21 protein-coding genes are annotated in these 25,286 nt (G+C 67.3%); 11 read left to right on the top strand and 10 right to left on the bottom strand.

The features are described from left to right. Window positions 1–9 precede the first annotated feature (9 nt). Both argJ and O5K39_RS02365 read right to left on the bottom strand, forming a co-directional pair. Window positions 10–1,395 (bottom strand): bifunctional glutamate N-acetyltransferase/amino-acid acetyltransferase ArgJ, encoded by a 1,386-nt coding sequence (gene argJ, locus O5K39_RS02370; protein ID WP_271145709.1) that lies wholly within the window; start codon window positions 1,393–1,395, stop codon window positions 10–12. Beyond that, window positions 1,392–2,321 (bottom strand): peptidylprolyl isomerase, encoded by a 930-nt coding sequence (locus O5K39_RS02365; RefSeq protein WP_271147213.1) that lies wholly within the window; start codon window positions 2,319–2,321, stop codon window positions 1,392–1,394. The genes argJ and O5K39_RS02365 overlap by 4 nt, the downstream gene beginning before the upstream one ends. 278 nt (window positions 2,322–2,599) lie before the next feature. Between O5K39_RS02365 and secA the strand changes: the two genes are divergently transcribed. Genes secA through O5K39_RS02345 form a run of 4 tightly spaced genes read left to right on the top strand, consistent with a single transcriptional unit; the run spans window position 2,600 to window position 7,263 of the window. After that, window positions 2,600–5,455, top strand: a complete 2,856-nt coding sequence (secA, locus tag O5K39_RS02360; RefSeq protein WP_271145708.1) for a preprotein translocase subunit SecA — start codon at window positions 2,600–2,602, stop codon at window positions 5,453–5,455. 58 nt (window positions 5,456–5,513) lie between these two features. After that, window positions 5,514–5,795: a hypothetical protein gene (locus O5K39_RS02355; RefSeq protein ID WP_271145707.1), complete on the top strand. Its 282-nt coding sequence runs from the start codon at window positions 5,514–5,516 to the stop codon at window positions 5,793–5,795. Further along, entirely contained in the window at window positions 5,792–6,097 is a 306-nt protein-coding gene (locus O5K39_RS02350) for a type II toxin-antitoxin system RelE/ParE family toxin (protein ID WP_271145706.1), read from the top strand. The genes O5K39_RS02355 and O5K39_RS02350 overlap by 4 nt, the downstream gene beginning before the upstream one ends. 2 nt (window positions 6,098–6,099) lie before the next feature. Then, window positions 6,100–7,263, top strand: a complete 1,164-nt coding sequence (locus O5K39_RS02345; RefSeq protein ID WP_271145705.1) for an aminotransferase class V-fold PLP-dependent enzyme — start codon at window positions 6,100–6,102, stop codon at window positions 7,261–7,263. 4 nt (window positions 7,264–7,267) lie between these two features. Here O5K39_RS02345 and O5K39_RS02340 read toward each other — a convergent pair whose 3' ends face one another. Next, the gene (locus O5K39_RS02340; RefSeq protein ID WP_271145704.1) at window positions 7,268–8,209 is read right to left on the bottom strand and encodes a hypothetical protein; all 942 of its coding nucleotides are present in this window, start codon (window positions 8,207–8,209) and stop codon (window positions 7,268–7,270) included. A 142-nt stretch (window positions 8,210–8,351) separates the two neighbouring features. Here O5K39_RS02340 and O5K39_RS02335 point away from each other — a divergent pair, with 142 nt between their 5' ends. Continuing rightward, on the top strand, window positions 8,352–9,353 hold the full coding sequence (locus O5K39_RS02335; protein WP_271147212.1) for an LLM class flavin-dependent oxidoreductase: 1,002 nt from the start codon (window positions 8,352–8,354) through the stop codon (window positions 9,351–9,353). Between the two features lie 371 nt (window positions 9,354–9,724). On the opposite strand, the gene O5K39_RS02330 is transcribed toward O5K39_RS02335, so the two are convergent. From O5K39_RS02330 to O5K39_RS02315, 4 genes are all read right to left on the bottom strand, one after another. Further along, entirely contained in the window at window positions 9,725–10,219 is a 495-nt protein-coding gene (locus O5K39_RS02330; RefSeq protein WP_271145703.1) for a hypothetical protein, read from the bottom strand. Window positions 10,220–10,331: 112 nt separating this feature from the next. Beyond that, complete coding sequence (locus O5K39_RS02325) at window positions 10,332–11,483, bottom strand: polysaccharide biosynthesis/export family protein (protein ID WP_271145702.1); 1,152 nt, start codon at window positions 11,481–11,483, stop codon at window positions 10,332–10,334. A gap of 84 nt (window positions 11,484–11,567) precedes the next feature. Further along, entirely contained in the window at window positions 11,568–12,851 is a 1,284-nt protein-coding gene (locus O5K39_RS02320; protein ID WP_271145701.1) for a glycosyltransferase family 1 protein, read from the bottom strand. A gap of 253 nt (window positions 12,852–13,104) precedes the next feature. Then, a complete protein-coding gene (locus tag O5K39_RS02315; protein ID WP_271145700.1) occupies window positions 13,105–14,097 on the bottom strand; it encodes a KpsF/GutQ family sugar-phosphate isomerase in 993 nt (330 codons plus the stop codon). 176 nt (window positions 14,098–14,273) lie between these two features. On the opposite strand from O5K39_RS02315, the gene otsB reads away from it, so the two are divergent. The 3 genes from otsB to otsA all read left to right on the top strand — a co-directional run bounded on the left by otsB (window position 14,274) and on the right by otsA (window position 18,393). After that, window positions 14,274–15,083: a trehalose-phosphatase gene (otsB, locus tag O5K39_RS02310; RefSeq protein ID WP_271145699.1), complete on the top strand. Its 810-nt coding sequence runs from the start codon at window positions 14,274–14,276 to the stop codon at window positions 15,081–15,083. Continuing rightward, the gene (locus O5K39_RS02305; protein ID WP_271145698.1) at window positions 15,080–16,882 is read left to right on the top strand and encodes a glycoside hydrolase family 15 protein; all 1,803 of its coding nucleotides are present in this window, start codon (window positions 15,080–15,082) and stop codon (window positions 16,880–16,882) included. The genes otsB and O5K39_RS02305 overlap by 4 nt, the downstream gene beginning before the upstream one ends. A 65-nt stretch (window positions 16,883–16,947) precedes the next feature. After that, window positions 16,948–18,393 carry an alpha,alpha-trehalose-phosphate synthase (UDP-forming) gene (gene otsA / locus O5K39_RS02300; protein WP_271145697.1) on the top strand — a complete coding sequence of 482 codons (1,446 nt, stop codon included), beginning with the start codon at window positions 16,948–16,950 and terminating at the stop codon, window positions 18,391–18,393. Window positions 18,394–18,453: 60 nt separating this feature from the next. Here otsA and O5K39_RS02295 read toward each other — a convergent pair whose 3' ends face one another. After that, a complete protein-coding gene (locus O5K39_RS02295; RefSeq protein WP_271145696.1) occupies window positions 18,454–19,062 on the bottom strand; it encodes a glutathione S-transferase family protein in 609 nt (202 codons plus the stop codon). Window positions 19,063–19,294: 232 nt separating this feature from the next. Here O5K39_RS02295 and O5K39_RS02290 point away from each other — a divergent pair, with 232 nt between their 5' ends. After that, on the top strand, window positions 19,295–20,023 hold the full coding sequence (locus O5K39_RS02290) for a YafY family protein (protein WP_271145695.1): 729 nt from the start codon (window positions 19,295–19,297) through the stop codon (window positions 20,021–20,023). Here O5K39_RS02290 and O5K39_RS02285 read toward each other — a convergent pair. Both O5K39_RS02285 and O5K39_RS02280 read right to left on the bottom strand, forming a co-directional pair. Then, window positions 20,017–21,219: an acetyl-CoA C-acyltransferase gene (locus tag O5K39_RS02285; protein ID WP_271145694.1), complete on the bottom strand. Its 1,203-nt coding sequence runs from the start codon at window positions 21,217–21,219 to the stop codon at window positions 20,017–20,019. The genes O5K39_RS02290 and O5K39_RS02285 overlap by 7 nt on opposite strands. 202 nt (window positions 21,220–21,421) lie before the next feature. Continuing rightward, window positions 21,422–22,330, bottom strand: coding sequence for an SDR family NAD(P)-dependent oxidoreductase (locus O5K39_RS02280; protein ID WP_271145693.1), 909 nt, complete (start codon window positions 22,328–22,330; stop codon window positions 21,422–21,424). 210 nt (window positions 22,331–22,540) lie between these two features. Here O5K39_RS02280 and O5K39_RS02275 point away from each other — a divergent pair, with 210 nt between their 5' ends. Together O5K39_RS02275 and O5K39_RS02270 are read left to right on the top strand one after the other, a co-directional pair. Then, the gene (locus O5K39_RS02275; RefSeq protein WP_271145692.1) at window positions 22,541–23,701 is read left to right on the top strand and encodes an outer membrane beta-barrel protein; all 1,161 of its coding nucleotides are present in this window, start codon (window positions 22,541–22,543) and stop codon (window positions 23,699–23,701) included. Between the two features lie 281 nt (window positions 23,702–23,982). After that, window positions 23,983–25,245: a capsular biosynthesis protein gene (locus O5K39_RS02270; protein ID WP_271145691.1), complete on the top strand. Its 1,263-nt coding sequence runs from the start codon at window positions 23,983–23,985 to the stop codon at window positions 25,243–25,245. Window positions 25,246–25,286 lie beyond the last annotated feature (41 nt).

Here is a 25,286-nt window from a genome sequence, read left to right as displayed (position 1 = left end):
GGGCCTTGGTCAGCTCCGATAGTCCCCGTTGATCTCGATGTAGCCCTTGGTCAGGTCGCAGGTCCACACCGTTGCCGAGGCCCGGCCCGAGCCGACGTCCACGGTGATGTCGATCTCGGGGTTCTTCATATAGGCCGACATCGCGGCCTCGTCGTAGGTCGGGGACGGGGCGCCGTCGATGGCTGCGATATTGGGGCCGAAACGGATGGCCAGGGCGTCGCGGTCGACCGGTTCTTCGGTCTTGCCCACGGCCATGACGACCCGGCCCCAGTTGGCGTCCTCGCCGGCGATGGCGGTCTTGACCAGGGGGCTGTCGGCGATCGACTTGGCCAGCTTGCGGGCCGAGGCGGGCGAGGCGGCGCCGTCCACGGTGATCCGCACGAATTTGGTCGCCCCCTCGCCGTCGCGCACCAGCTGGTGCGCCAGGTCCAGCATGACCTTGTCCAGGGCCGCCGAGAACTCCTTGAGCCGCCGGTCGCCGACCCGGCCGATGCGCGGCGCGTTGGAGGCTCCGGTGGCGAACATCAGACAGGTGTCGTTGGTCGAGGTGTCGCCATCCACCGTCACCGAGTTGAAGGTGGTGCGGACGTGCAGGCCCAGCAGGGCGCGCAGCACGCCGGGATGGATGTCGGCGTCGGTGACGATGAAGGCCAGCATGGTCGCCATGTCCGGGGCGATCATGCCCGACCCCTTGGCGATCCCGGCGATCCTGACCTTTTCGCCGTCGATCAGGCATTCGGCATAGGACCCCTTGGGGAAGGTGTCGGTGGTCATGATGCCGCGACCGGCGCGAGCCCAGCCGTCGGCGTCGAGACCCGCCTCGATGTCGGGCATCCGGGCGGCGATCTTCTTGTCATCCAGCACCACGCCGATGACCCCGGTCGAGGCCAGCATGACGTCGCGCTGGCGACAGCCGAAACGTTTTGCCACTTCTGAGGCCGTGCGGCGGGCCGCGTCGGCCCCGGCCTTGCCGGTGAAGGCGTTGGCGCATCCCGCGTTGACCACCAGGGCGCGCACATCCTTGCCGCCCTCGGCCGCGTCGAGGTGCCGCTTGCACCAGTCCACCGGGGCCGAGCCGATCTTGTGCCGCGTGAAGACGCCGGCGCAGGTCGTGCCCTTGGCGAAGGAGAAGACCACCAGGTCGTCACGCTCGTGCTTGTAGAAGCCCGCGCGCGCCGTCGCGATCTCGACCCCACCGATGGGCGGGATGGTCGGGAAGGGCACGGCCAGGGGCGAGACGGCCAGACCGGGCTTGCCGGGCGCTGCAGGCGCGGGGGCTGTCGGCGTCGTGGCGCGCTTCAGGGCCGAGGCGAAGGGATCCAGCGCCTTGCCGACCGCCGCCTCGAACTTCTGGCCGGCCGAGGGCTTGCCGGGGGGCGGTGGCGTCCGGCTCATTTCGGGGCTCCGGCGGTGGGTTGGGCGGCAGGGGATGTCGCTGCGGCGGGCGCAGGCGCAGGCGCCGAGGCGGGTTCCTGCGGTTCCGGCCCGGTCGTGGTCTCGCCGGCCAGCAGCACCTCGACCTTGGCTCGACCGCGAAGCTGTTCCAGCAACTGGCGTACGCCTTCATAGGTCAGATAGCGCACGATCTGGGGCCGCGCCTGTTCCAGAGTCGGCGGGCTTTCCTTCCTCCGGTCCTCGACCCGCAGCACGGCCCAGCCGCCGTCGGTCTGGAACGGGCCGACCGTCGACCCGGCCGGCGCGTCGCGCAGCGCGTTGGCATAGGCCTGGGGCATCACGTCGATCGTCGAATAGCCCAGGTCGCCGCCCGAGAAGCGCGTCGCCTCGTCCACCGACCGCTCCTGCGCCACCGCCCCGAACTGGGCCCCTTGGGCCAGGATGCCGAGCACCGCGTCCGCCTCGGGCTTGGTGCGCGACAGGATCAGGCGGATGCGGATCTCCTCCGACGTCCGGGCCAGGCGCAGTTGCTCCTGATACAGGGTCTGGACCGCCTGATCGTTGATCCGGCCGTTGACCTCGTTCTCGACCAGCATGTCGCCCAGGATCCGCTCCTGCGTCGCCTTCAGCCGGCGCTGGGCCAGGGCGGAGTTGTCGAGCCCCCGCCGCTCGGCCTCGGCGGCCAGAAGCTTCTGGTCGATGACCTCGTCCAGCACCCGGCGGAACAGGTCGCTGGTCACGTCCAGCGGCTCGCCCTCGCCGACCAGCCCCTGGGCCACTGCCTCGCGCTTGACGTCCGACGCCCACAGGGTCTCGCCCTGGACCTTGGCCACGGCCCGATCGCCGGGTTCCGGCGGTGCATCGTCGCCACTGCCCCGACCGCAGGCCGCGACGGCCAGAACGGCGACGAAAGCGATCAGGATCAGGGGGTTGCGCGAATGACGCCCGGTGGAAAAAAGGGACAAGGGGAGGCTCTCCGTCCCGGACCGCAAAGGCCCTCGCGTTGACAGGGGTATGGCCGGTGCTTAAGTCCCGCCTGCGCCCAAGTCGAGGGGTTTTCGATCGTTCGCGCGGCCCCGCGCAGCGCCCTGTTTCAGGCGCGCCGGGTCGTCGATGACCGGGCCTTTCGGACCCAGGCGCTGACGGCCTTTCTCGGCCACCCTGTTCAAGAGCCTTCAGACGCTCGACCGCCCTCGGATACTCCATGCTCGGCTTCGCCAAGAAACTGTTCGGCTCCTCCAACGACCGCAAGGTCAAGGACTTCCTGGTCCGCGTCGAGAAGATCACCGCTCTGGAGCCCAAGTTCGCCGGCCTGTCGGACGACGAGCTGCGGATGATGACCCAGACCTTCCGGGACCGGCTGGCGGGCGGCGAGACCCCTGACAAGATCCTGAACGAGGCCTTCGCCGTGGCGCGCGAGGCCTCCAAGCGGGTCCTGGGTCAGCGTCAGTACGACGTCCAGCTGGCCGGCGGCATGATCCTGAACGAAGGCGGCATCGCCGAGATGCGCACCGGCGAGGGCAAGACCCTGGTCGCCGTGGCTCCGGTGTATCTGAATGCGCTCTCGGGCGAGGGCGTCCACGTCATTACCGTCAACGACTATCTGGCCCGGCGCGACGCCGACTGGATGGGCCGGGTCTACCGGTTCCTGGGGCTCGAGGTCGGGGTCATCGTCAACGGCCTGTCGTCGGGCCAGCGTCAGGCGGCCTATGCGGCCGACATCACCTACGGCACCAACAACGAGTTCGGCTTCGACTATCTCAGGGACAACCTGGTCTACAATCGCGACGAGATGGTCCAGCGCGGCCATAATTTCGCGATCGTGGACGAGGTCGACTCCATCCTGATCGACGAGGCCCGCACGCCCCTGATCATCTCGGGCCCGACCGAGGACCGCTCGGACCTGTACAAGATCCTCGACGGCATCGTGAAGGAACTGATCGTCGACAAGACGACCTATGACCTCGACGAGAAGCAGAAACAGGCCCTGCTGACGGAGGAGGGCTCCGAGAAGATCGAGCAGATCCTCGAGGATGGCGGCCATTTTGCCGAGGACACGACGGGCCTGTACGACGCCGCCAACATCAGCCTGGTTCACCACGTCAACCAGGCCCTGCGCGCCAACACCCTGTATACCAAGGACAAGGACTATATCATCAAGGGCGGCGAGATCGTCCTGATCGACGAGTTCACGGGCCGGATGATGACCGGACGCCGCCTGTCCGAAGGCCTGCACCAGGCCATCGAGGCCAAGGAGGGCGTGCAGATCATGCCCGAGAACCAGACCCTGGCCTCGGTCACGATCCAGAACTATTTCCGGCTCTATTCCAAGCTGTCGGGCATGACCGGCACCGCCGCGACCGAGGCCCAGGAATTCGGCGACATCTACAAGATGGAGGTTCTGGAGGTTCCGACCAACCGTCCCGTCCAGCGCATCGACTACGACGACGAGGTCTACCGGACCGAGCGCGAGAAGAATATCGCCATCGCCAAACAGATCGCCGACTGCCGCGATCGCGGCCAGCCGATCCTGGTCGGCACGGTCTCGATCGAGAAGTCCGAGACCTTGTCGCGGATGCTGGACGAGTACGAGCACAAGGTCGAGGTGTCGCGCACCCTCAAGCCCGAGTTCGTCGGCAAGCCCAAGGAGGCCGAGAAGCTCGGCGATGCGGCTTATGACATCGTCTGGGAGACCAAGTTCAAGGGCATTCCCCACAGCGTCCTGAACGCCCGCCAGCACGAGCAGGAAGCCTTCATCGTCGCCGACGCGGGCCTGCCCGGCGCGGTGACGATCGCCACCAACATGGCCGGTCGCGGCACCGACATCCAGCTGGGCGGCAACCTCGAGATGCGGCTGGAGAAATTCCGCCTCGACCAGCGCAACCTGGGCATCCCGGTCACGCCGGAAGAGGAAAAGGCCGAGGAAGCCCGGCTCAAGGCTGACATCGCCGTCCAGAAACAGATCGCGCTGGAAGCCGGCGGCCTGTTCGTCCTGGGCACCGAACGCCACGAAAGCCGCCGTATCGACAACCAGCTGCGCGGCCGGACCGGCCGTCAGGGCGACCCCGGTACCTCGAAATTCTTCCTCTGCTGCGAGGACGACCTGCTGCGCATCTTCGCCGGTGACCGGCTGGATTCGATCATGCGGTCGTTCGGGGTGGCCGAGGGCGAGGCGATCTCCCACCCCTGGCTGAACCGCGCCGTCGAGACCGCCCAGAAGCGCGTCGAGACCCGCAACTACGACATCCGCAAGAACCTCCTGAAGTACGACGACGTCGTCAACGACCAGCGCAAGGCGGTCTTTGAGCAGCGCCAGGAGTTCATGGATTCCGACGACCTGTCCGAACTGGTCGGCGAGTTCCGCCGCGACGTGGTCACCGACCTGGTCGACCGCTTCATGCCGCCCAAGGCCTATGCCGAACAGTGGGACATCGACGGGCTGGACGAGAAGGTCCGCTCCACCCTGGGACTCGAACTGCCCCTGCACGACTGGGCCGCCGAGGAGGGCGTGTCCAACGAGGAGGTCGAGGAACGGCTTCAGGCCGCCGCCGACGCCCGCGCCACGGAGCGCCTGGAGCTGATCGGAGAGGGCCAGACCCGGGGGCTGGAGAAGCAGTTCCTGATGCAGCAGATCGACATGAGCTGGCGCGAGCACCTGGTCCATCTGGACCACCTGCGCGGGGTCATCGGCCTGCGCGGCTATGGCCAGCGCGACCCGCTGAACGAATACAAGACCGAGGCCTTCTCCCTGTTCGAGGCCCTGCTGCACGACCTGCGCCACAACGTCACCCGCTGGCTGATGACGGTCGAGTTCCGGTTCCAGCCGCCGCCGGAGATGGAAATGCCCGTCTTCCAGGAAATCCACCTGAACCCCGGCACCGGCGAGAACGAGATGCTGAACGCCCGGGCCCAGAACCCGGAACAGCAGTTCACCGGCGACGACCGCTCGCGCTTCCCGGTCGAACTCCTGCCCGAGGGCTGGGAACGCACCTCGCGCAACTCCGACTGCCCGTGCGGGTCGGGTCGCAAGTTCAAGCACTGCCACGGCAGTCTGGTTTAGCCGCAGCCTTGCGCAATCAACGGGGATGACCGATCCTGAAAGGGATCGGAGGTCCGTGATGGGCAAGATGGAACGGGTCGTCGCCGAGCTTCCGAAGGATGTCTTTGCGGACATCGAAGAGGCCGTCTCGGCCGGAGAATTCAGCTCGGTCCAAGACGCCGTCACCACTCTGGCGACAGAGTGGTCCACAAACCGACGGGCGGACTCACCCGAGTTCAGGGCGCACGCTCTTGCAATGATCGAAGAGTCACGCAGGGATTCTCACCCCGGCTATCCGATGGAGGAGGTCTTCGCGGAGCTTCGGGCGCGATATGCCGATCCCGTGAGTATCAAGGAATGAGGGTTGTCTTCTCGCGAGCCACCAAACGTGATCTTCGCGAGATCGGCGACCATATCAGCGAGAGCAGCAACGAAGCCGCCAACCGCTTCCTGGATGTTCTGGAGGCGCGCTGTCTGGGGTTGGCCAAACGCCCGCTGCGCTTTCGCATCGTGTACTCTTTGGACCCACCGGTGCGTCAGGCCGTTGAGGGGCGATACCGCATCTTCTATTCCGTGCGAGAAGATCATGTGTTGATCGAACGCATCCTCTCCTCTTCGCGCCATATCGATGAGGGTGTCTTCGGTCGTTGTGTATCGGCATAGCCATGACCCACAAACCCCTCTTCTCCCGCGCTCTAGCCCTCGACCCCGCGCGGCTGCATTTCGCGGCGCATAGCCATCACCTGTGGCCTGACGCCTCGTTCGACGGACAGGTGCGGGCCTGGGACGAGGCGAACCGGTTCGCGGACCGGAAATGGGATCTGGTCTTCGGTGAGGTGGTGCCCGAGGCGCAGAGGCATATCGCGTCCGAGCTCGGCCTGCCGGATCCCGAGACAGTGGTGTTCGCCCCCAACACCCATGACTTCCTGATCCGCATCTTTTCGGGCCTGTCGAAAAAGCCCCTCCGCATCCTGACCACGGACGGCGAGTTCCACGCCTTTCGCCGTCAGGCCGAACGCTGGGAGGAGGCGGGCGAGGCAGTGGTGACGCGGGTGCCGCTGGAGCCGTTCGCCAGTTTTGCGGACCGGTTCGTCGCCGAGGCCGAACGGGGCGCCTATGACCTGATCGTGGTCAGTCAGGTCTTCTTCAAGACCGGTCAGGCCTTCGACCGGATCGCCGATCTGGCGGCTCTGGCGCAGCCTGATGGGCCATGGGTCGTCGTCGACGGCTATCACGGCTTCATGGCCACACCGACGGACCTGTCGGGCGTCGCGGACCGTGTATTCTACGTCTCGGGCGGCTATAAATACGCCATGACCGGCGAGGGGGCGGGGTTCCTGCACGCGCCGGACGGCTTCTGTCTGCGGCCCGTGGTGACGGGCTGGTTCGCGGAGTTCGGCAATCTGATGGGGCCGCCGGGTGGGGTTCAGTACCGCGAGGACGCGGGCCGGTTCTGGGGCGCGACCTTCGATTCCACACCGCTGTACCGGTTCAACGGCGTGCGGCGGATGCTGGACGAGGCCGGGCTGACCACAGCCGATGTCTCGGCCCATGCGCTGGCGCTGCAAAAGCGGTTCTCACAGGCACTGGCGGCCGGTGAGTGCCGCGCGCTGGGTCAGGCGACGGTGCTCAATCCGGTCGGGGGCGAGGGACCCCGCGCACGGTTCATCGCCCTCCGGCACCCGGATGCCCAGACCTGGCGGGCGGCGCTGCTGGCCGCCAATGTCGTGACTGACGTGCGCGACGACACCATCCGCTTCGGCTTTGGCCTGTATCAGGACGCCGAGGACGTCGAACGCCTGATTTCCATCTGCCGACGCCTGTTCTGACGTTTCAGTAGAACTGGGTGTCTTCGGGCTCGGGCGGCGGCGGGGTCGTCGGCCGGGTCTGGGCGCGCGGAGGTCGCGGACGGTTGGTCTCCAGCCGCGAGGTCGGACGCTGAGCAGAAGAGCCTGACGCCTGACCTGTCGGGGCCGGCACCGCCTGGCTTGGCTGGGGCGCTGTGGTCGGTGGCGTGGCCGCCGGGGGTGTAGCGGGCAGGTCCGGATAAGGCAGACCCTGGGTCTCGGGCACGGGCGTCGGCGTCATCGGTCCGGCCGGGGCGACCGGCGCGGCCTCGACGGCGATGGTGTCCGGCGCATCCAGGTCGTCGCGGATGAAGGCCCAGGACCGCCGGTCGGCACAGGCGCAGGCCTTCAGGAATCCCTCGCGGTCGCGCCAGATGACCAGAGGCCAGGTCGGCTTGACTCCAGCGTCCCGCATGAGGGTGTCCAGCCGCGCGACGAACTGTCGGCTGGCATCGACCACGGCGGTGCGGGCCAGGTTGCCGTCGGCGGGTGCGATGCCCTCGGCCTTCCAGCCGGCGCTCGGCGTATCCGCCCAGCGGCGGTACAGGTTCCAGTCCCGGTTCAGCCACAGCTCGGCGATCGTGGCCCGTTCGGCCGGCGTCGACTGGGTCGCCCCTTCGCGGTCGGACCGGGCGAACATCAGCACACGCACATCGGCCCCACCGGCACGCAGTTTCTCGGCCTCTTCGGCCTCATAGGCATGGGTCGAGGCACTGCCGCGATAGCCGATGATATAGAGGGGCTGGTCGCCGCCACCCGGCGACACCCAGGACGCCTCGTCCAGCAGCCGCTGGATCTCGCCCTGGTTTCGCGCGATCGTAACGGGCTGGAAACGCGCGTAAAAATGGTCGTAGGCCAGGTATCCGCTCACGGCCAGGACAAGGCCGATCACGACCGCCAGGCCAGACCAGATCAGGAAACGACGCATTCGACAGGCGGCTCCAGCTTGAGCATTCAACCCAACCTAACCCTCCGTAGCGAAATCGGTCGCGCAAGAACACCGCAGGCGCGAATGCAACTGTGACTGTGGCGGGGGTTTCGATCAGGGGCCGCCACCCCATATGGCGTCCATGACCACCCTGTCGATCCTCGATCTCGCCCCGGTGCCGCAAGGCTCGGATGTGTCGCAAGCGCTCGCCAACACGATCGATCTGGCCCGCCACGCCGAGCGGCTGGGCTTCAACCGCTATTGGCTGGCCGAGCACCACAATATGGCGGGCATCGCTTCGGCGGCGACCTCGGTGGTGATCGGGGCCGTGGCGGCGGCGACGAAGACGATCCGCGTCGGAGCGGGCGGGGTCATGCTGCCGAACCACGCGCCCCTCGTCATCGCCGAACAGTTCGGCACCCTGGCGGCTCTCCATCCCGGCCGTATCGACCTGGGTCTGGGTCGCGCGCCGGGCTCGGACATGGCCACGGCGCGGGCCCTGAGGCGCACGCTCCAGGGGGACGTCGACAACTTCCCCCAGGATGTGATGGAGCTGATGCACTGGTTCGCCCCGGCGACCGAGGACCAGCGCATCCGCGCCAATCCCGGCGAGGGCCAGGACATCCCGGTCTGGATCCTGGGTTCATCCACCTATGGGGCCCAGCTGGCGGCGCATCTGGGCCTGCCCTACGCCTTTGCCAGCCATTTCGCCCCGTCCGAGATGATGGCGGCGATCCAGACCTATCGCCGGACCTTCCGGGCCTCCGACCGGCTGGCAAAGCCCTATGTGATGCTGGGTTTCAACGTCTTTGCGGCCGAGACCGACGATCAGGCGCGACTGTTGTTCAGCTCGGTCCAGCAGGCCTTCGTCAACCTGCGCTCGGGCCGCCCGGGCAAGCTGCCGCCGCCGGTCGAGGGCTATGAGCAGGCACTGGGCGAGGCCGAACGCGGCATGATCGCCCAGGCCCTGGCCTGTTCGGCGGTCGGGTCGCCGGCCACGGTCCGTCGCGAGATCGACGCCTTCGTCGCCCGCACCGGCGCCGACGAGCTGATGATCACCAGCCAGATCTGGTCCCACGCCGACCGCGTCCGCTCGCTGGAACTGCTGGCCGACGCGATGGGTGGACTGGCGATAGCGGCTTAGGCCGTCGTGGGTCCAGTCGGGCTGTGTGTTCGACGATCTTCGGGCCTGTTGTGAGGACCCCTCGGTCGTATGGGATGTCCGGATTTGCCCGGTCGACGGCGCGGCGAAGGAAAAGGAATATAATCCTCTTTATCCCTTGCGGTCTGGACTTGCTGTCTCCATCTCGGCACCGGGGTCTTTGACAATGCGATGGGAGCCAGCCGTTACGAGGTGACGCGTCCGAACTCTACAGTCCAGCCCGTCCGGGGCCCGCCAAACTGTTAACAGTCTGATTTCTGATAACCCGCCATGACCTGGCACGGTATGGCACGTCGCTTGTGTCACGGTGACATTTGCTGACCCTCACGGTCCTCGCGTCACGTGAAGGTCGATCAGTCCTGGCTGTCCTTGGCCGGCTTGGGCTTGGCGCGGGATTTCCGAGGTTTCTTCGGTTTGGCCGGTGGGGCGATCCGAACCTCGACCGACCGGGGCGGCGAAAGCTGGAGTTGCCGCCAGGCCATGCCCAGGTCGATGGCCGTCTCGACATCGTTGGCGAAGTCCGGGCCGCTGCGTTCCGCCAGCCGGGTGCGCAGTGTGTGACAATCGCGCAGCATGAGCGACGCCTCCTTCAGGTCCGGTGGACTGTCCGGCTGGTCGCCGATGTCCTCCAGCGAGCCGAACCGCCAGCCCGACCCGTCCTTCTGGGCCAGGACCAAAGCCCAGCGCTCCTCAGCGGTCAGGTCGTCGGCCAGATAGCGCCAGCCGGTCGCGCGCGGTGACCGGGCGTACTGACCCGGCCGTGTCGGCAGATCGTGGGCGGCATAGACGGCCAGGGCCCCGGCCTCGATCTCGGACAGGAGGCGCGCGGCCGGGGTGTCGTCGGGCACGCGTTCACGGCGCGGCGCGGCCTCCCAGGGATCGATTGGCGACGCTTCGGCCCGGCGACGCCGAGACCCCGGCCAGGCCCATGGAATGCGCGGCGGACGCCAGCCCATGGCGCTACTGGTTCAGGGTGTTGGTCACCGAGATGTCGTAGATCACCCGCGTGAAGGTCTGGACCAGGGTGAAGAATTTGCTCAGTTCCGCCGAATCCGAGTTCGGGACGTACAGGATGTCGTCCGGCTGGATCATGAAGTTGTTGGCGGTGAAGAAGCCGGTCCCTTCCTCAAGGTTGAGGCGATAGACCACCGGAACCCCGCGCGGCAGGGCGGTTTGCGTCAGGCCGATCGCCTGGGCGACCTCGGGCCGCTCGAAGCGGAAGACCAGGACCGACCGTGCATTGGCGATGGTGGAGTTCAACCCGCCGACGCGGCTGAGGGCTCCGGCCAGGGTCAGGGGACCGGCCGCCATCTCGACCTGTGAGATCGCGCCCAGGGCCCCGAACGTCGAATAGCGACGGGGACGGTAGGTCAGGTTCACCTGATCGCCGCGTTGCAGGCGGATGTTCTCGCCGAACTCGGTCGTGACCACGCCGAGCGGTGCCGTATAGGTCCGGCCGTCGCGCTGGATGTTGACGATCACATCCTCGGGGGTACGGGTCGATCCCCCGGCGGCCGCGATGACATCCAGGATGGTGTTGGCGTTGCCGCTCAGCAGGGCCCGGCCGGGCTGGCGAACCTCGCCCAGAACGGTGACGGTGTTGTACGCGTTGTTGGCCACGGAGACGACGACCTGGGGGTTGCCGACCTTGCCGCGAAGCGCGCGTTGGATGGCCTGACCGGCTTCGGTGGCGCTGAGACCTGCGACATTGACCTGCCCGGCATAGGGGATGGTCACGGAACCCGCCGAGTTGACCACGATGGCGGGCAGATTCTGATTGCCGGGACGGATGCCCTCGCCTCCCGATCCGCCGCCGAACAGCGTGCCGCTGGGCTCCAGAATGGCCACGGCCAGGGTATCGCCGGGACCGATCATTCCGCCGGCCGCAGGCTCTGTCGCGTCCGTCAGCGAGCCCAGGAACTGGGACGGCTGGGCCTTGATCTGCTCGGTCAACGCATAGTCCAGATCGACGATCACATAGTTGGCCTGTTCGGCCGACGCACCGCGGGCGACCGCGCGGCCCGAGGGTCCGTCGCGCGGCAGGGTCGAGCACCCTCCCAGGATGGCGATTAGCGCCAGGGTCGAGACGGTGCGGGTCAGGGCGTTGGGCATGGTCATACGCCAGTGATTACCGGCCTTTGCGGCCTGGAGCCAGACCCCGCGAGATGATTCGATCGTCAGCGAGACCCGCAGGCCTCATACGGCGACGAGATCGCGGTTCAGGCCTGTCCGTTCCTCGACCAGACGGAAGTGGTCCGTCCACGTCGGGGCCCGGTACGGTGCCGCCAGCGGACGCACTCGGGTCGCCTTTTCCAGGGCCGCCAGCCAGCCCAGCCCGTCCAGCGGATCGATCAGCTGGGCGTGAGGCACCAGTTCGCGGTGGGCGGGGATGTCCGAGGCGATCAGGGGCACGCCCAGAGCACAGGCCTCCACCGCCGGCAGGTCGAAACCCTCGACCGACGACGGCGCGAGCACCGCCTGGGCGTTGTTCATCAGGGTGGCGAGAGAGGCGTCCGGCAGGTTGGCCGATTGATGCACCAGTCCGCGAAGATTGGGCGAGCGCTCGAGGTGATCCAGGACCGCCTCGTTCTCCCATCCGTAGCGGCCGACCAGCACCAGTTGCGGGGTCTCGGCTCCCATCCGCTCCTGGAGGCGACGCCAGACGGTCAGCAGGAAGGCCAGGTTCTTGCGCGCCTCGATCGTGCCGACGTGGACGAAATAGGGGCGGGGCGGCGCGGCCTGGGGCTTGGCCACGAAGACCGATTCCAGACCCAGATGCACCGCATCGATCGGCGGTGCCGAAACTCGCTCGAAGGCGGCGAACCGCAACAGCTCCTCGGCCGTGTACTGGGAATTGACGATGATCCGCGAGGCGTATTTCAGCGCCGTCAGCACCCGCAGCCGGTGTTTGGCGCCGTCGCCGGGCCGACAGAATTCGGGATGGGTGATCGGGATCAGGTCATGCAGCAGGACGACGCTGGGGATCGCCCGCACCTTCAGCGAGGTCAGGATCTGCGGCGTGTTCAGGCTGGTGTGGCCGACGTTGAAATAGACCCGGCTCGGCGGCAGGTCCAGCATCCGGCGGGACCGGAAGAACTGTTTGAAGACCCGCAACTGGCGACGACGACCCTTGTCGCCTCCGGAGTTCGAGGGCGGCGGCGGCGGCGCGCCGATCACCGACTGGGCGGCGGGTCTCTCGGAGTTCAGGGCGGCCAGAAGCCGGGTCGCATTGCCGGTCAGGGCGTGCTCGGCGTCGAGGCCGGTCCAGCGCGCCCGCAGCGTTTCGACGCAGGTCCGGAACCAGGCGTCGTCAACGGCGACCAGTTCATCGTGCTTTGACCGCACCGGGATCATCTTCAGGTCGGGCCGGGCCAGCAGCCACTCGGCGTAGGCCAGACAGACCCGATCGACGCCCGTGGGCGCAGTACGCTCGGTCCGGCTGATCAGCCGGCTGGCGTCGAACAGCACGCCCTCGATCATGATACGCCGACCTGACTGCAAGACCCGTGAGACCCGAACGGGTAGAGGCGGAGTGCCGGCCTCGCTGTAGCGGACAACCGCCGGGCGACTGGATACGCTGGCGAACGCCCGTGGCGCGAAGGGCAAACCTTGTCCAAGAATTCCCCGTTCCGTCCGTTGCGTCCGGTGCCCGTACGGTCTGTGCCGCGAGCCTTTTGACTGACGTAACCCCTTGTCGGGGAAGGGTCAATCGCGGTGTCCTGACGGTTTCCGATCACGAGACGTAGCCCGCCTGCATCAGTTCGGCGACATGGATGATGGCCACCGGTCGGTCGCTCTCCATCACGAACAGGGTCGCGATCTTGTTGGCCGCCAGCAGGTCGACGACGTCGCTCATCCGCTGGTCCGGGTTCACGGTGATCGGGGTCCGGCTCATGATGTCGGCGGCGGTGATGCTGGAAATGTCGTTGGCGAAGGCGCGGCGCACGTCGCCGTCCGTGATCATTCCGGCCAGGGCCCCTTCGGCGTTGAGCACGGCCACGGCCCCCTTGCGGCCCGCGGTGATCGTAGCCACCACGTCGGCGAAGGAGGCGTCCAGCGGCACGCTGGCCGGCGGAGCATGGTTGTCGCCCATCCACTCGCGCACGCTCTGCAGGCTCATGCCCAGGGCTCCGCCGGGATGATGCAGGCCGAAATCGGTGGCGGTGAACTCGCGCCGGTCCATCAGCACCATGGCCAGGGCATCGCCCAGCGCCAGCGTCATCAGGGTCGAGGTGGTCGGTGCCAGGCCGTTGGGACAGGCCTCGGCGACGTTGGGCATGATCAGGGGAACCGCCGACATCCGCGCCAGGAAGCTGGAACTGCGCTGGGTCATGCCGATGACCGGAATGCCTGCGCGCTGGCAGAAGATCAGCGGATCGCGCAACTCGCGGCTCTCGCCGGACGCCGAGATGGCCAGCAAGGTCGTGTCGGACCGCAACATCCCCAGGTCGCCGTGGCTCATCTCGGCGGGGTGGACGAAGAAGGCGTTGGTGCCGGTGGAGGCCAGGGTCGCGGCGATCTTGCCGCCGATGTGGCCGGACTTGCCGATGCCGGTGACCACCACATAGCCGGGCCGCGACAATATGACCTCGCAGGCGCGGGCCAGGGACGCGTCGATGGTCCGCTCCAGAGCCTGCAAGGCCTCGATATTGAGCTGCATCACCTCTCGCGCCCGGCCGGTCATGACGGCGATGTCGGCGGGCGATGAGTGAGGCAGTTCGGGCATGGTCGAGGCGTCCTGACCGAGGCCATCGCCCCGTTCCGGGTCCGGAATTGCCCCAGATCGGCCCCCGGCACAATCCTACGGAAAGTCGTAGTCCGGCAAAGCTCGCCCAATCGCCAACCTTTGCCGTCGTGGCGCGTTGGGGTGTGCAAGGGGACTTGAAGACCATGGGAGATCCAATGCCGAACGCCGGAATTCGTGCGCCCGACGCCGCGTCCACGGGGCCGCTCGCCCTGACGCCTCCGCCGGTGCGGTTCGATCGGCTGGCCCTGTTTCTGGACATGGACGGCGTGCTCGCGCCTCTGGCCGAGACCCCTGACGCGGTCGGCCCTGTCGCGCGGCGGACGGCGGTGCTGCGCCGTCTGGATGAGCGGCTTGAGGGCCGGCTGGCCATCGTCAGCGGTCGTACCCTGTCCGAGATCGACCGGATCAGCGCGGCCGGCCCCCTGGCCGCATCCGGGGTGCATGGGCTGCAACGTCGTCGCCGGGACGGTTCGACGGTGATCGCGTCGGCCTCGCCCGGCATTGCGCCCGCGACCCGGGTGCTGCGCGCCTTCCAGGGCGAGCACCCGGAGGTGATCGTCGAAGAAAAGGGCGTTTCGGTCGGCCTGCATTATCGTCAGGCTCCCGAGGCTGGCCAGGCTGCCCTGACCCTGTCGCGCTCGCTCGCGGCCGAACACGGGCTGTCGGTCCAGCCCGGCGTCATGGTGGTCGAGCTGAAGACGCCCGGGTCGGACAAGGGCTCGGCGATCACCGCCTTCATGGCTGAGCCGCCGTTTCAGGGCGCAACCCCGGTGATGCTCGGCGACGACCTGACGGACGAGAACGCGTTCCGGGCCGTGACGGCCCTCGGGGGCTTCGGGGTCCTGGTCGGGCCGATGCGGGAAACCCTGGCCAGCCACATGCTTGAGAATGTGGACGCAGTCCTGACCTGGCTGGAGGCGGTCGCCGACGGGGTTGAGGCCGCGGTCGGGGAGAAGGCGGCATGAGCGGCATGACCCCCCTTCGCCCCAACCTGGACCTGGCCCCCATCGGCAACTGTTCGATCAGCGCCCTGATCGACCGTCAGGGCCGGTTCGTCTGGGCCTGCGCCCCGCGCATCGACGGCGACCCGGTCTTCTCCGCCCTGATGAACGGTGAGACGCCCGAGCACGGCTTCTGGACGGTGGAGCTGGAGGGGCTGAAGGATGTCTCCCAGGCCTATGTCCGCAACACGCCCGTGCTCAGGACCGTCCTGACCGCCGAGGACGGGGCCTCGGTCGAGATCATCGATTTCGCGCCCCGGCACATGAAGCATGCGCGGACCTACCGCCCGCTGGCCTTCAGCCGGATCATCCGTCCGCTGGCCGGGGCCCCGCGTGTGACCATCCGCCTGCGCCCCTCGGCCGACTGGGGCGCGCGCCGGGCCGAGGTGACCTCGGGCTCGAACCATATCCGCTACCTGTGCACCGACATCACCCTGAGGTTGACCACCGACTGCCCGGTGTCGCACATCCTGGAGGAGCGGACCTTCCGGCTGGAGCGGCCCCTGGCCTTCTTCCTCGGTCCGGACGAGGGCTACGACCAGGAGGTCGGGCCCGGCGTCAACGCCACGCTCGACCGGACCATCGCCTACTGGAAGGACTGGGTCCGCACCCTCTATATCCCGCTCGACTATCAGGATGCGGTGATCCGCGCCGCCATCACCCTCAAGCTCTGCGTCTACGAAGAGACCGGAGCCATCGTCGCGGCCATGACCACCTCGGTGCCCGAGTTCCCCGAGAGCGGCCGCAACTGGGACTATCGTTACTGCTGGGTCCGCGACGCCTATTACACGGTGCGCGCGCTCAACCGGCTGGGGGCGGTGGACATCCTCGAGAACTACCTCGTCTACCTCCGAAACCTGGTCGATCAGTCGGCCGGAGGGCACGTCCAGCCGGTCTATGGCGTCGGGCTGGAAGAGGACATCGACGAGCGGATCGTCACCTCGGTCGCCGGCTATCGCGGTATGGAGCCCGTCCGCGTCGGCAACCAGGCCCGCGAACATCTCCAGCACGACGTCTATGGCCAGATCGTCCTGCCGCTGGTGCAGAGCTTCTACGACACCCGCCTGCTGCGTCCCGGCACGATCGACGACTTCTATGCGCTGGAAAAGGTCGGAGAGCGGGCCTTCGCCATGCACGACCAGGTCGATGCGGGTCTGTGGGAGTTTCGGACCATCGCCCGGGTCCACACCTATTCGTCGGTGATGTGCTGGGCCGCCTGCGACCGGCTGGCCAAGGCCGCCGATCATCTGGGCCTCGCCGAGCGCGCCGCCTTCTGGACCGACCGCGCCCGCATCATCCACGCGCGGGTCGAAAAGGAGACCTTCATCCCCGCAGAGGGCCGCTTCGGGGCCTCGTTCGGCGGTGACGAGCTGGACGCCTCCCTGCTGCAACTGGTCGATCTGGGCTTCCTGACGCCAGACGATCCACGCCAGGTCGCTACCTTTGAGGCCATCGAGCGCGACCTGAAGAAGGGCCCCTATCTGTTCCGCTATGTGATCCCCGACGACTTCGGCGAGCCGGAAACGGCGTTCAACTTCTGCACCTTCTGGTTCATCGAGGCCCTGCATCAGAACGGGCGCACCGAAGAGGCGCGCGAGATCTTCGAGCAGATGCTGTCGCGCCGGACCAACGCCGGCCTGCTGTCCGAAGACATCTCGCTGGGCGATGACGAACTGTGGGGCAACTACCCCCAGACCTATTCTCTGGTCGGGATCATCAACTGCGCCATCGAGCTCAGCCGGTCGTGGACTGATGTCCGCTGACGCACAGTCCGTTCACGTCCGGTTCATCGGCGTGATCCAATCGCCGAGCTTGGCGTTATAGGGGCATGTCTCGACTTATCGTTGTCTCGAACCGGGTGTCGGCCCCCGCCGACCCCGCCGCCGGCTCGGCCGGTGGCCTGGCCATGGCCCTGTCCGCCGCCCTGCGCAAGTACGACGGCCTGTGGTTCGGATGGTCCGGCGAAACCGTCGATCACTTCACCGGCGACATCAAATGGGAAGACCGCGCCGGTGTGACCGTCGCCCTCGTCGATCTGGAGGCCCAGGACGTCGACGAATACTACAATGGCTATGCCAACAAGACCCTGTGGCCCCTGTTCCACCACCGAGTCGACCTGACCGCCTATGAGCGGTCCTATGGCGAGGGCTACGAGCGGGTGAACGCCCGGTTCGCCGAGGTCCTCCGGCCCCAGATCCAGCCGGACGACATCATCTGGATCCACGACTATCACCTGATCCCCATCGCGCGGGACCTGAGGCGGCTGGGCGTGACCAACCGGATCGGCTTCTTCCTGCACACCCCTTGGCCGGCCCGGCAGTTGCTGGTGACCCTGCCGCACCATCGTCGGCTGGTGGAGAGCCTGTTCGCCTATGACCTGATCGGCTTCCAGACCCAGGAATGGCTCGACCTGTTCCGCGACTATGTGGTGTCGGAGGCGAGGGGTGATCTGGTCGGCGACGGCGGGCTCGAATGTTTCGGCCGCACGGTCCAGGCGGGCGTCTATCCGATCGGCATCGACGTGGACGCCTTCATCGACGCGCGGAATTCACCCCAGGGCAATCGGACCTACGACCGGATGGCGGCGTCATCGGCCTTCCGCTCGATGATGGTCGGGGTCGATCGGCTCGACTATTCCAAGGGGCTGGAGGAGCGGATGCTCGGTTATGAGCAGTTCCTGCACGACAATCCCGACATGCGTGGTGACGTCTTCCTGGTCCAGGTCACACCCATCAGCAGGGACGAGGTCGACACCTATCAGGACATCCGGGCCCGGCTGGACGCCCTGGCCGGGCGGATCAACGGCGAATATGCCGACATGGACTGGCAGCCGATCCGCTATCTGAACCGCAGCTATCGCCGGGACCAGCTGGCCGGGATCTACCGCGCCGCGCGGGTCTGTCTGGTGACGCCGCTGCGTGACGGCATGAACCTGGTGGCCAAGGAATATGTCGCGGCCCAGAACCCCGAGGATCCGGGCGTGCTGATCCTGTCGCGGTTCGCGGGGGCGGCCGAACAGATGGGCGAGGCCCTGCTGGTCAATCCCTTCAGCCGCGAGGAGGTCGCCGACGCCATCAAACGCGCCCTGACCATGCCGCGGGAGGAACGGGTGCGGAAATGGCAGGCCCTGATGAAGGTCGTCCGCGACACGGACGTGGCCATATGGCGGGATGATTTCGTCGGCGACCTTCTGAACGTCGTCATCACGGGCGACGGCGACGCCCTGTTCCATCAGGACCCGTTCCACCATCACAGCCAGGCCGACGCGGCCTGACGCCTATCCGTCAGGAAAGCGCTCGGTATAGGTCTCGCCGGTTCGTCGCGTCAGGTGCCATCAGGCGGCTCGCGTCAGGGTGAGATCGCCGTCGCGCGCGTCGGCGCGAACCTTGGCCGGGCGGGCGTTCAGCTGCCCGATATAGCGGTCGAACACCGGACTGTCCGGCAGATAGGCCCGTCCCCAGGTCAGGGCGCTGCCGATGATGACATCGGCGATGGTGAACCGCTCCCCCATCAACCACGGCCCCTCCCACAGCGCCTCGATCAGCCGATTGGTCGCCTGTTCATAGCGGCGTTGGGCCATCGGGTCCGTCCCCGTCGCGCCGCTGATCCTGCCCCAGAAGGCCGGCTCCATCTCGCCCGCCGCCCAGAACATCCAGCTCAACAGAACGCCGCGCTCGGGGGACCCTTGCGGAAAACCCAGACCCGCCTCGGGATAAAGCCCGGCCAGATAGACGGCGACCGCTCCAGACTCGGTGATCAGCGCCCCGTCATGCAACAGGGCCGGCACCTTGCCGTCCGGATGCGGGTTTTGCGGATCCCGGGCGCCCGAACCGTCGCCGCGCAGGATGTCGCAATAATGGATATCGACCTCGGCCCCCAACTCCTCGATCAGCCAGACCAGGCGCGACGAGCGCGATTGCGGGGCGTGAAACAGCGTCAGCATGATGAAACCCTCCTTGTGCGCTATCGCTCGCCGCGCGGCGGCTCGCTGCTTGAGCGCGATGGCGGCCGAGCCCTCCCCGGCGGCAGGGATTGACTATTGCCACCCTGCTGCCAGCATGCTGTCAGCAGCGAAGATCCAGGGTGAAATCGGACGCGCTCAATCGCCGTCCTCAGGGAGGGAATCGCCCTCAAGCAGCGTGGCTCCGCGAGCCGAGCGTCAGGGCCCTGAATTCATGAGACGCGCCGACCGCCTGTTCCAGATCGTCCAGCTGCTGCGCCGCAGTTCGCGACCGCTGACGGCCGAGGCGATCGCTGTCGAGCTGGAGACGTCCAAACGCAGCGTCTATCGCGACATCGCCGCCCTGATGGGCCAGCGGGTGCCTATTCGGGGCGAGGCCGGTATCGGCTATGTGCTGGAGGGCGGCTTCGACATGCCGCCCCTGATGCTGACGTCGGACGAGATCGAGGCGGCGGTGCTCGGTGCCCAGTGGGTGGCCGGGCGCGGCGACCCGGCCCTGGCCCGCGCCGCCCGTGATCTGGTGGCCAAGATCGCGGCGACCGTGCCGGAGCGACTGCGGCCTGTGGTGCTGGAGCCGGCGGTGTCGTCCGGGCCGGTCTGGAAGCCGGCGGAGGCGGATCGACTGGACATGGCTCAGGTCCGGGCCTGGATCCATGCGGGGCGCAAGCTGACGCTAGACTATTCGGATGAACAGGGGCGGGCCAGCCGGCGCGTCATCTGGCCCTTCCTGATCGGCTATCGCGAAACGACGCGACTGTTGGTCGGCTGGTGCGAGAGCCGCGCCGACTTCCGCACCTTCCGCACGGACCGGGTGGTGGCGGCGATCTTCCTGGACGATCGCTATCCGGGCCGCCCGGCCCAACTCCGCGCCCGCTGGCAGGCCAAGATGGACGAAGAGCACCGACGGCATCAGGCCGCCGGTTCCCCGCCGTTCGATCAATAGATCTCGAACAGACCCGCTGCGCCCATGCCGCCGCCGATGCACATGGTGACGACGCCATATTTGGCGCCGCGCCGCTTGCCCTCGATCAGGACGTGGCCGGTCATCCGCGCGCCCGACATGCCATAGGGGTGGCCGATCGAGATGGCGCCGCCCGAGACATTGAGCCGCTCGTCGGGAATGCCCAGCACGTCCTGGCAATGCAGCACCTGGGCCGCGAAGGCTTCGTTCAGCTCCCAGATGCCGATGTCGTCGACGGTCAGACCGTGGCGGCGCAGCAGGATCGGCACGGCATAGATCGGGCCGATCCCCATCTCGTCAGGCTCGCACCCTGCCACGGCCATGCCGCGATAGGCACCGAGCGGCTGCAGCGCCCGCTTCACAGCCTCCCCCGCCTCCATGACCACACAGGCCGAGGCGCCGTCCGACAGCTGGGACGCATTGCCGGCGGTAATGAACTCGCCCTGCTGGATTTCCTCGCCGCCGCCGAAGACGGTCTTCAGCGATTTCAGGCCTTCCAGCGTGGTGTCGGCGCGGTTGCCTTCGTCCTTGGACAGGGTCACTTCCTTGGCCGAGGCCTGGCCTGTCGCCTTGTCCATCACCTGCATGGTGGTGGTCATCGGCACGATCTCGGCGTCGAAGCGACCGGCGTCCTGGGCCGCCGCCGTGCGCTGCTGCGAGCGCAGGGCGTATTCGTCCTGACGGTCGCGCGAAATGCCATAGCGGCGCGACACCACCTCGGCCGTCTCCAGCATCGACATATAGATGTGGGGCGACAGCTTCAGCAGCTCTTCGTCCTTCATCCGGTACAGGTTCATATGCTGGTTCTGGACCAGCGAGATGGACTCCAGCCCGCCCCCGACCGCCATCTTCATCTGGTCGAAGACCACCTGTTTGGCCGCCGTCGCGATCCCCATCAGGCCAGAGGCGCACTGGCGGTCCAGGCTCATGCCCGGCACCGACGCCGGCAGCCCGGCGGCCAGGGCGACCTGGCGGGCGACATTGGTGCCGGTGCCGCCCTGTTGCAGGGCCGCGCCCATGACGACGTCCTCGATCTCGGCCGGATCGACACCGGCGCGGGCGACGGCGTGTCTGACCGCATGAGCGCCCAGTTGCTGGGGCGCGGTGTCGTTGAAGGCCCCGCGATAGGCTCGACCGATCGGGGTCCGGGCGGTCGAGACGATGACGGCTTCACGCATGGGGATGCATCCTTGTTCTAGGGCGCTACCGTTCGGCTCGCGGAGCCTCACTGCTTGAGCGCGGGTTTCCTCTTCGCGTCCGGCTTCTGTGTCCGGGATCGCGCGCTTTCGTGTCGAACCTACGCACCTGCCGTGGCGTCAACGCAAGCAGCATGCGCCTGAAGCAGTGAGCGACCGCGTCGCGAACGTAGGCGCGGCGGCGTCAGCCGCCATGGGCAGCCTGCGCCTTGGTCAGTTCGATCATGCCCTGGGCGGCACCCATCTCGGGCACGATCTCGCCGGTGCGAGCCGAGATGACGTCGAAGCGGTCGGCGATCTGTTCCAGCGCGTCGGGACCCGTCGCATAGTCGCCTTGCGTGATCGTGACATAGGCCCGCTCGAATCCACCGGCCCCGGCGGCCAGGATGACCCGGCTGGGGGCGTCCTCGCTGACGAGGTACAGCAGGCCCGGCGACACGAGTTCGGGCCCCAGGGCCTCGAGCGGCAGGGCGGCACCCAGATCCTCGGTCATGCGGGTGTGGGCGGTCGGGGCCAGGCAGTTGACCTTGATGTTGTTCTTGGCCCCCTCGATCGACAGGGTCTGCATCAGCCCGACCAGCGCCATCTTGGCCGCGCCGTAGTTGGCCTGGCCGAAATTGCCGTACAGGCCCGACGACGAGGTGGTCATGACGATGCGGCCATAGTTGCGCGCCCGCATCCCGTCCCAGACCGCCTTGGTGCAGTTGACCGCCCCCATCAGGTGGACGTCGACGACGAAGCGGAAATCCTCGAGCGTCATCTTGGCGAACGACTTGTCGCGCAGGACGCCGGCGTTGTTGACCAGGATGTCGACGGAGCCCCATCTGGCGACTGCGTCGTCGACCATGGCCTGGACCGCGACCGGATCGGTGACCGAGGCCCCGTTGGCGATGGCTTCGCCGCCCGCCGCGACGATCTCGGCCACAACGGCCTGGGCCGGGCTGGCGGATGAGCCTTCGCCGTCGCGCGCGACCCCCAGATCGTTGACGACCACTCTGGCCCCCCGTGCCGCCAGCGCCAGGGCGTGCTGTCGACCCAGGCCGCCGCCTGCGCCCGTCACGATCGCCACCTTGCCGTCGAACCGGATTGCCATGGTCATCCTCCTTGAAGCTTCGGATCGCGTTTAAGCGTGCGTCGTTACGTAAGCCAAGAGCGCCGGATGTGTTGAAACGGCGCCACAGTCGCCACATTCAGGGTCAAAATGTGGATCGGTACGGAACCCTGCACACGGGTCACCGTTCCGGCAGTCGAGTGCTTCGCGGCGAGCGAGGCCCATCGACATTATCTTTGTATGAGGACGACCATGAAGCTGAAACTTCTCGCGAGTGTTGCTGTTGCGGGGCTGTTCGCAGCCGGTGCTGCGGCGGCTGAGCCCGACGGCTGGTACGGTGCCGTTGACGCCGGCTACCATCACATGGACCGCGACATGGTCATGGAGTCGGCCACCACCGGCAACAATTTCCATTTCGAGGTCAACGACGGCTGGGCCGCTTTCGGGCGCCTGGGTTACCGGTTCAACCCGAACTGGCGCGTTGAACTTGAAGGTGGATATCGCTCTGGCGATGTCGGCCGCGTCCGCGCCTCGACCGGCCCGAACGGCGTCTGCAATCTGGATCCCGCCATCGGTCCCTGCTACTCGCCCGAAGGTGACATCACCTCGACGACCCTGATGGCCAACGTCATCTATGACTTCGGCTGGGAATATTGGGGCATCCGTCCCTTCGTCGGCCTGGGTGCCGGTGTGAACCACGTCAACACCGACCTGATCGGCCGTCACCGCAACAACCGCACGGTCGGCTTCGCCGCCGACGACTCGTCCACCAAGTTCGCGGCGCAAGCCATCGCGGGTCTGGCCTGGGCCGTTTCGGACCGCGCCAACATCGACCTGACCTATCGCTACCTGACGGGCGACGCCGAGTTCTTCACGACCTCGTCGGTCGCGGCCTTCTCGCAAGGCACGATGGAAGGCGACTACGACTCCTCGCACACCGTGACCCTGGGCCTGCGTTACGCCTTCGGCCCCGACGCCGAGCCGGTCGCACCGCCGCCCCCGCCCTACGTCCCGCCGCCCGCTCCGCCGGTCGTCGCGCCCCCGCCCCCGCCGCCCCCGGCTCCCGTTCAGGGCCCCGTGCGTCGTGAGTTCGTGGTCTACTTCGACTGGGATCGCTCGGACCTGACGCCGGAAGCCCGCACGGTCATCACCTCGGCGGCCAACTACGCCAAGTCCGGTCGTCCGACCCGCGTCCTGGTCGTCGGCCACGCCGACACCTCCGGCTCGGCCGCCTACAACATCGGCCTGTCGAACCGTCGTGCCCGCACCACGGCTGACGCCCTGGTCGCCCAAGGCGTCCCCGGCGGCATCCTGTCGCTGAACGGCGTGGGTGAAACGCAACTCGCCAAGGCCACGGCCGACGGCGTGCGCGAGCCGCTGAACCGTCGCGCCACGATCGACATCAACTTCTAGGACGAACGGGACCGCGTTTCGGCGCGGTCCCGGCCTGGACGATCTGATACTGAAGAATCGCCGGTCGCTCACGCGGCCGGCGATTTTTCGTTTGATTTCAGTCCTGGCGAGCGTTTTTTCCGGAAACGGCCGTTTCAGAACGGGTTTCTGCGTCACAAATCCGCCGCTGACATGACGGATTCGACAAGTTCTGCGAGAGGGGGCGTCGCGAGCCTTGCCATGCGGCGTCTGCGGCCTCTAGGAAGATGAACCGCCGTGCTGAGCTCAGGAATTTACAAGGTTTGCTCGCCAGTCTCGATCCTGATTATCCCGAGGTCCCGGCCTCAGAGAGCACGGTCGTCGACGCCCTCGGGTTGGCCGGCCGCCGGTTCCTGATCGTCACGGCGCCTTTCGGGCCTTTCGGCCGCGTTCTGGCGGAGACCCTGCGGGCGCGCGGCGCCGAGGTGTCGCGGATGCTGCTTAACGCCGGTGACCTGCTCTACTGGCGCGGACCGGGCGGGATCACCTTCAAGGGCGAGGCGACGGCATGGCCCGCCGCGCTCGACGCCATGGCTCCGGACTATACGGACATCGTCGTCTTCGGTGAGGGTGGGGCCTACAACCAGGCCGTCCTGCGCGACGTCGAACGGTTCTCCGCCACCGTCTGGGTACTCGAGAACGGCTATTTCCGCCCCGACTGGGTCACGCTGGAAAGGAACGGCGTCAACGCCTCGTCCAACCTGCCGCGAACCCGTGTCGCCTATGAGCCGCCGACGCCCGAGATTCCGGTGACTCGCGCCGTCGGCAAGATCCTGCCCCACCATGTGCTGAACATCAGCCTGTATCACCTGATCCAGCTGCCGGGCCGGTGGCTGTTCCCGCGCTACAAGGCCCCCTATACCGTCGCGCCCTGGCTTCAGTGCGCCGGCCATATCCGCCGCTACATCGGCCTGGCCTTCCAGAGGGGCGATGCCTGCGACCCCGTCGCGATCCGCCGCAAGGGACCCTTCTTCATCGCCTGCCTGCAACGCGAGGGCGACGCCCAACTTCTGCGCTATTCGCATTTCGCGGACAACACGGCCTTCCTGGCCGAGGTCATGACCAGCTTCGCCGCCAACGCGCCCAGGGATGCCCGGCTGATCGTCAAGAACCATCCGCTGGATCCCGGCCTGGTCGATCTGGGCCGGATCACCTATCGGCTGGCGGTGGACCGGGGGCTGGAGAGCCGGGTCGATTTCATCGACGGCGGCAATCTGGCCCAGCTGTGCCGGGCGTCGCTGGGCATGGTGGTCAACAACTCCAGCGCCGCCCTGTCGGCCCTGGGTTTCCACACCCCGGTCAAGGTGCTGGGCGAGGCCTTCTTCGACTTCGACGGCCTGACGGACCAGCAGCCGCTGGACGGCTTCTGGACCCGGCCCGCCACGCCGGACTCCGACCTGTTCCACCGCTTCCGCGCCCATGTGATCGCGCGCAGCCAGCTGAACGGCAACTATCACGAACCGCGCGCTCTGGGCCCGACCGCCCAGGCCATCGCCGACGCCTTCCAGGGCCGCAAGCGCCGCTGAGCCGGGCCAAGGTGTCGGATGATGTATCCGAAGGGTCGGGA

The organism is Brevundimonas sp. NIBR10, from assembly GCF_027912515.1.
Classification (GTDB): Bacteria; Pseudomonadota; Alphaproteobacteria; order Caulobacterales; family Caulobacteraceae; genus Brevundimonas.
This window is presented reverse-complemented; position numbering and strand designations above follow the sequence as displayed.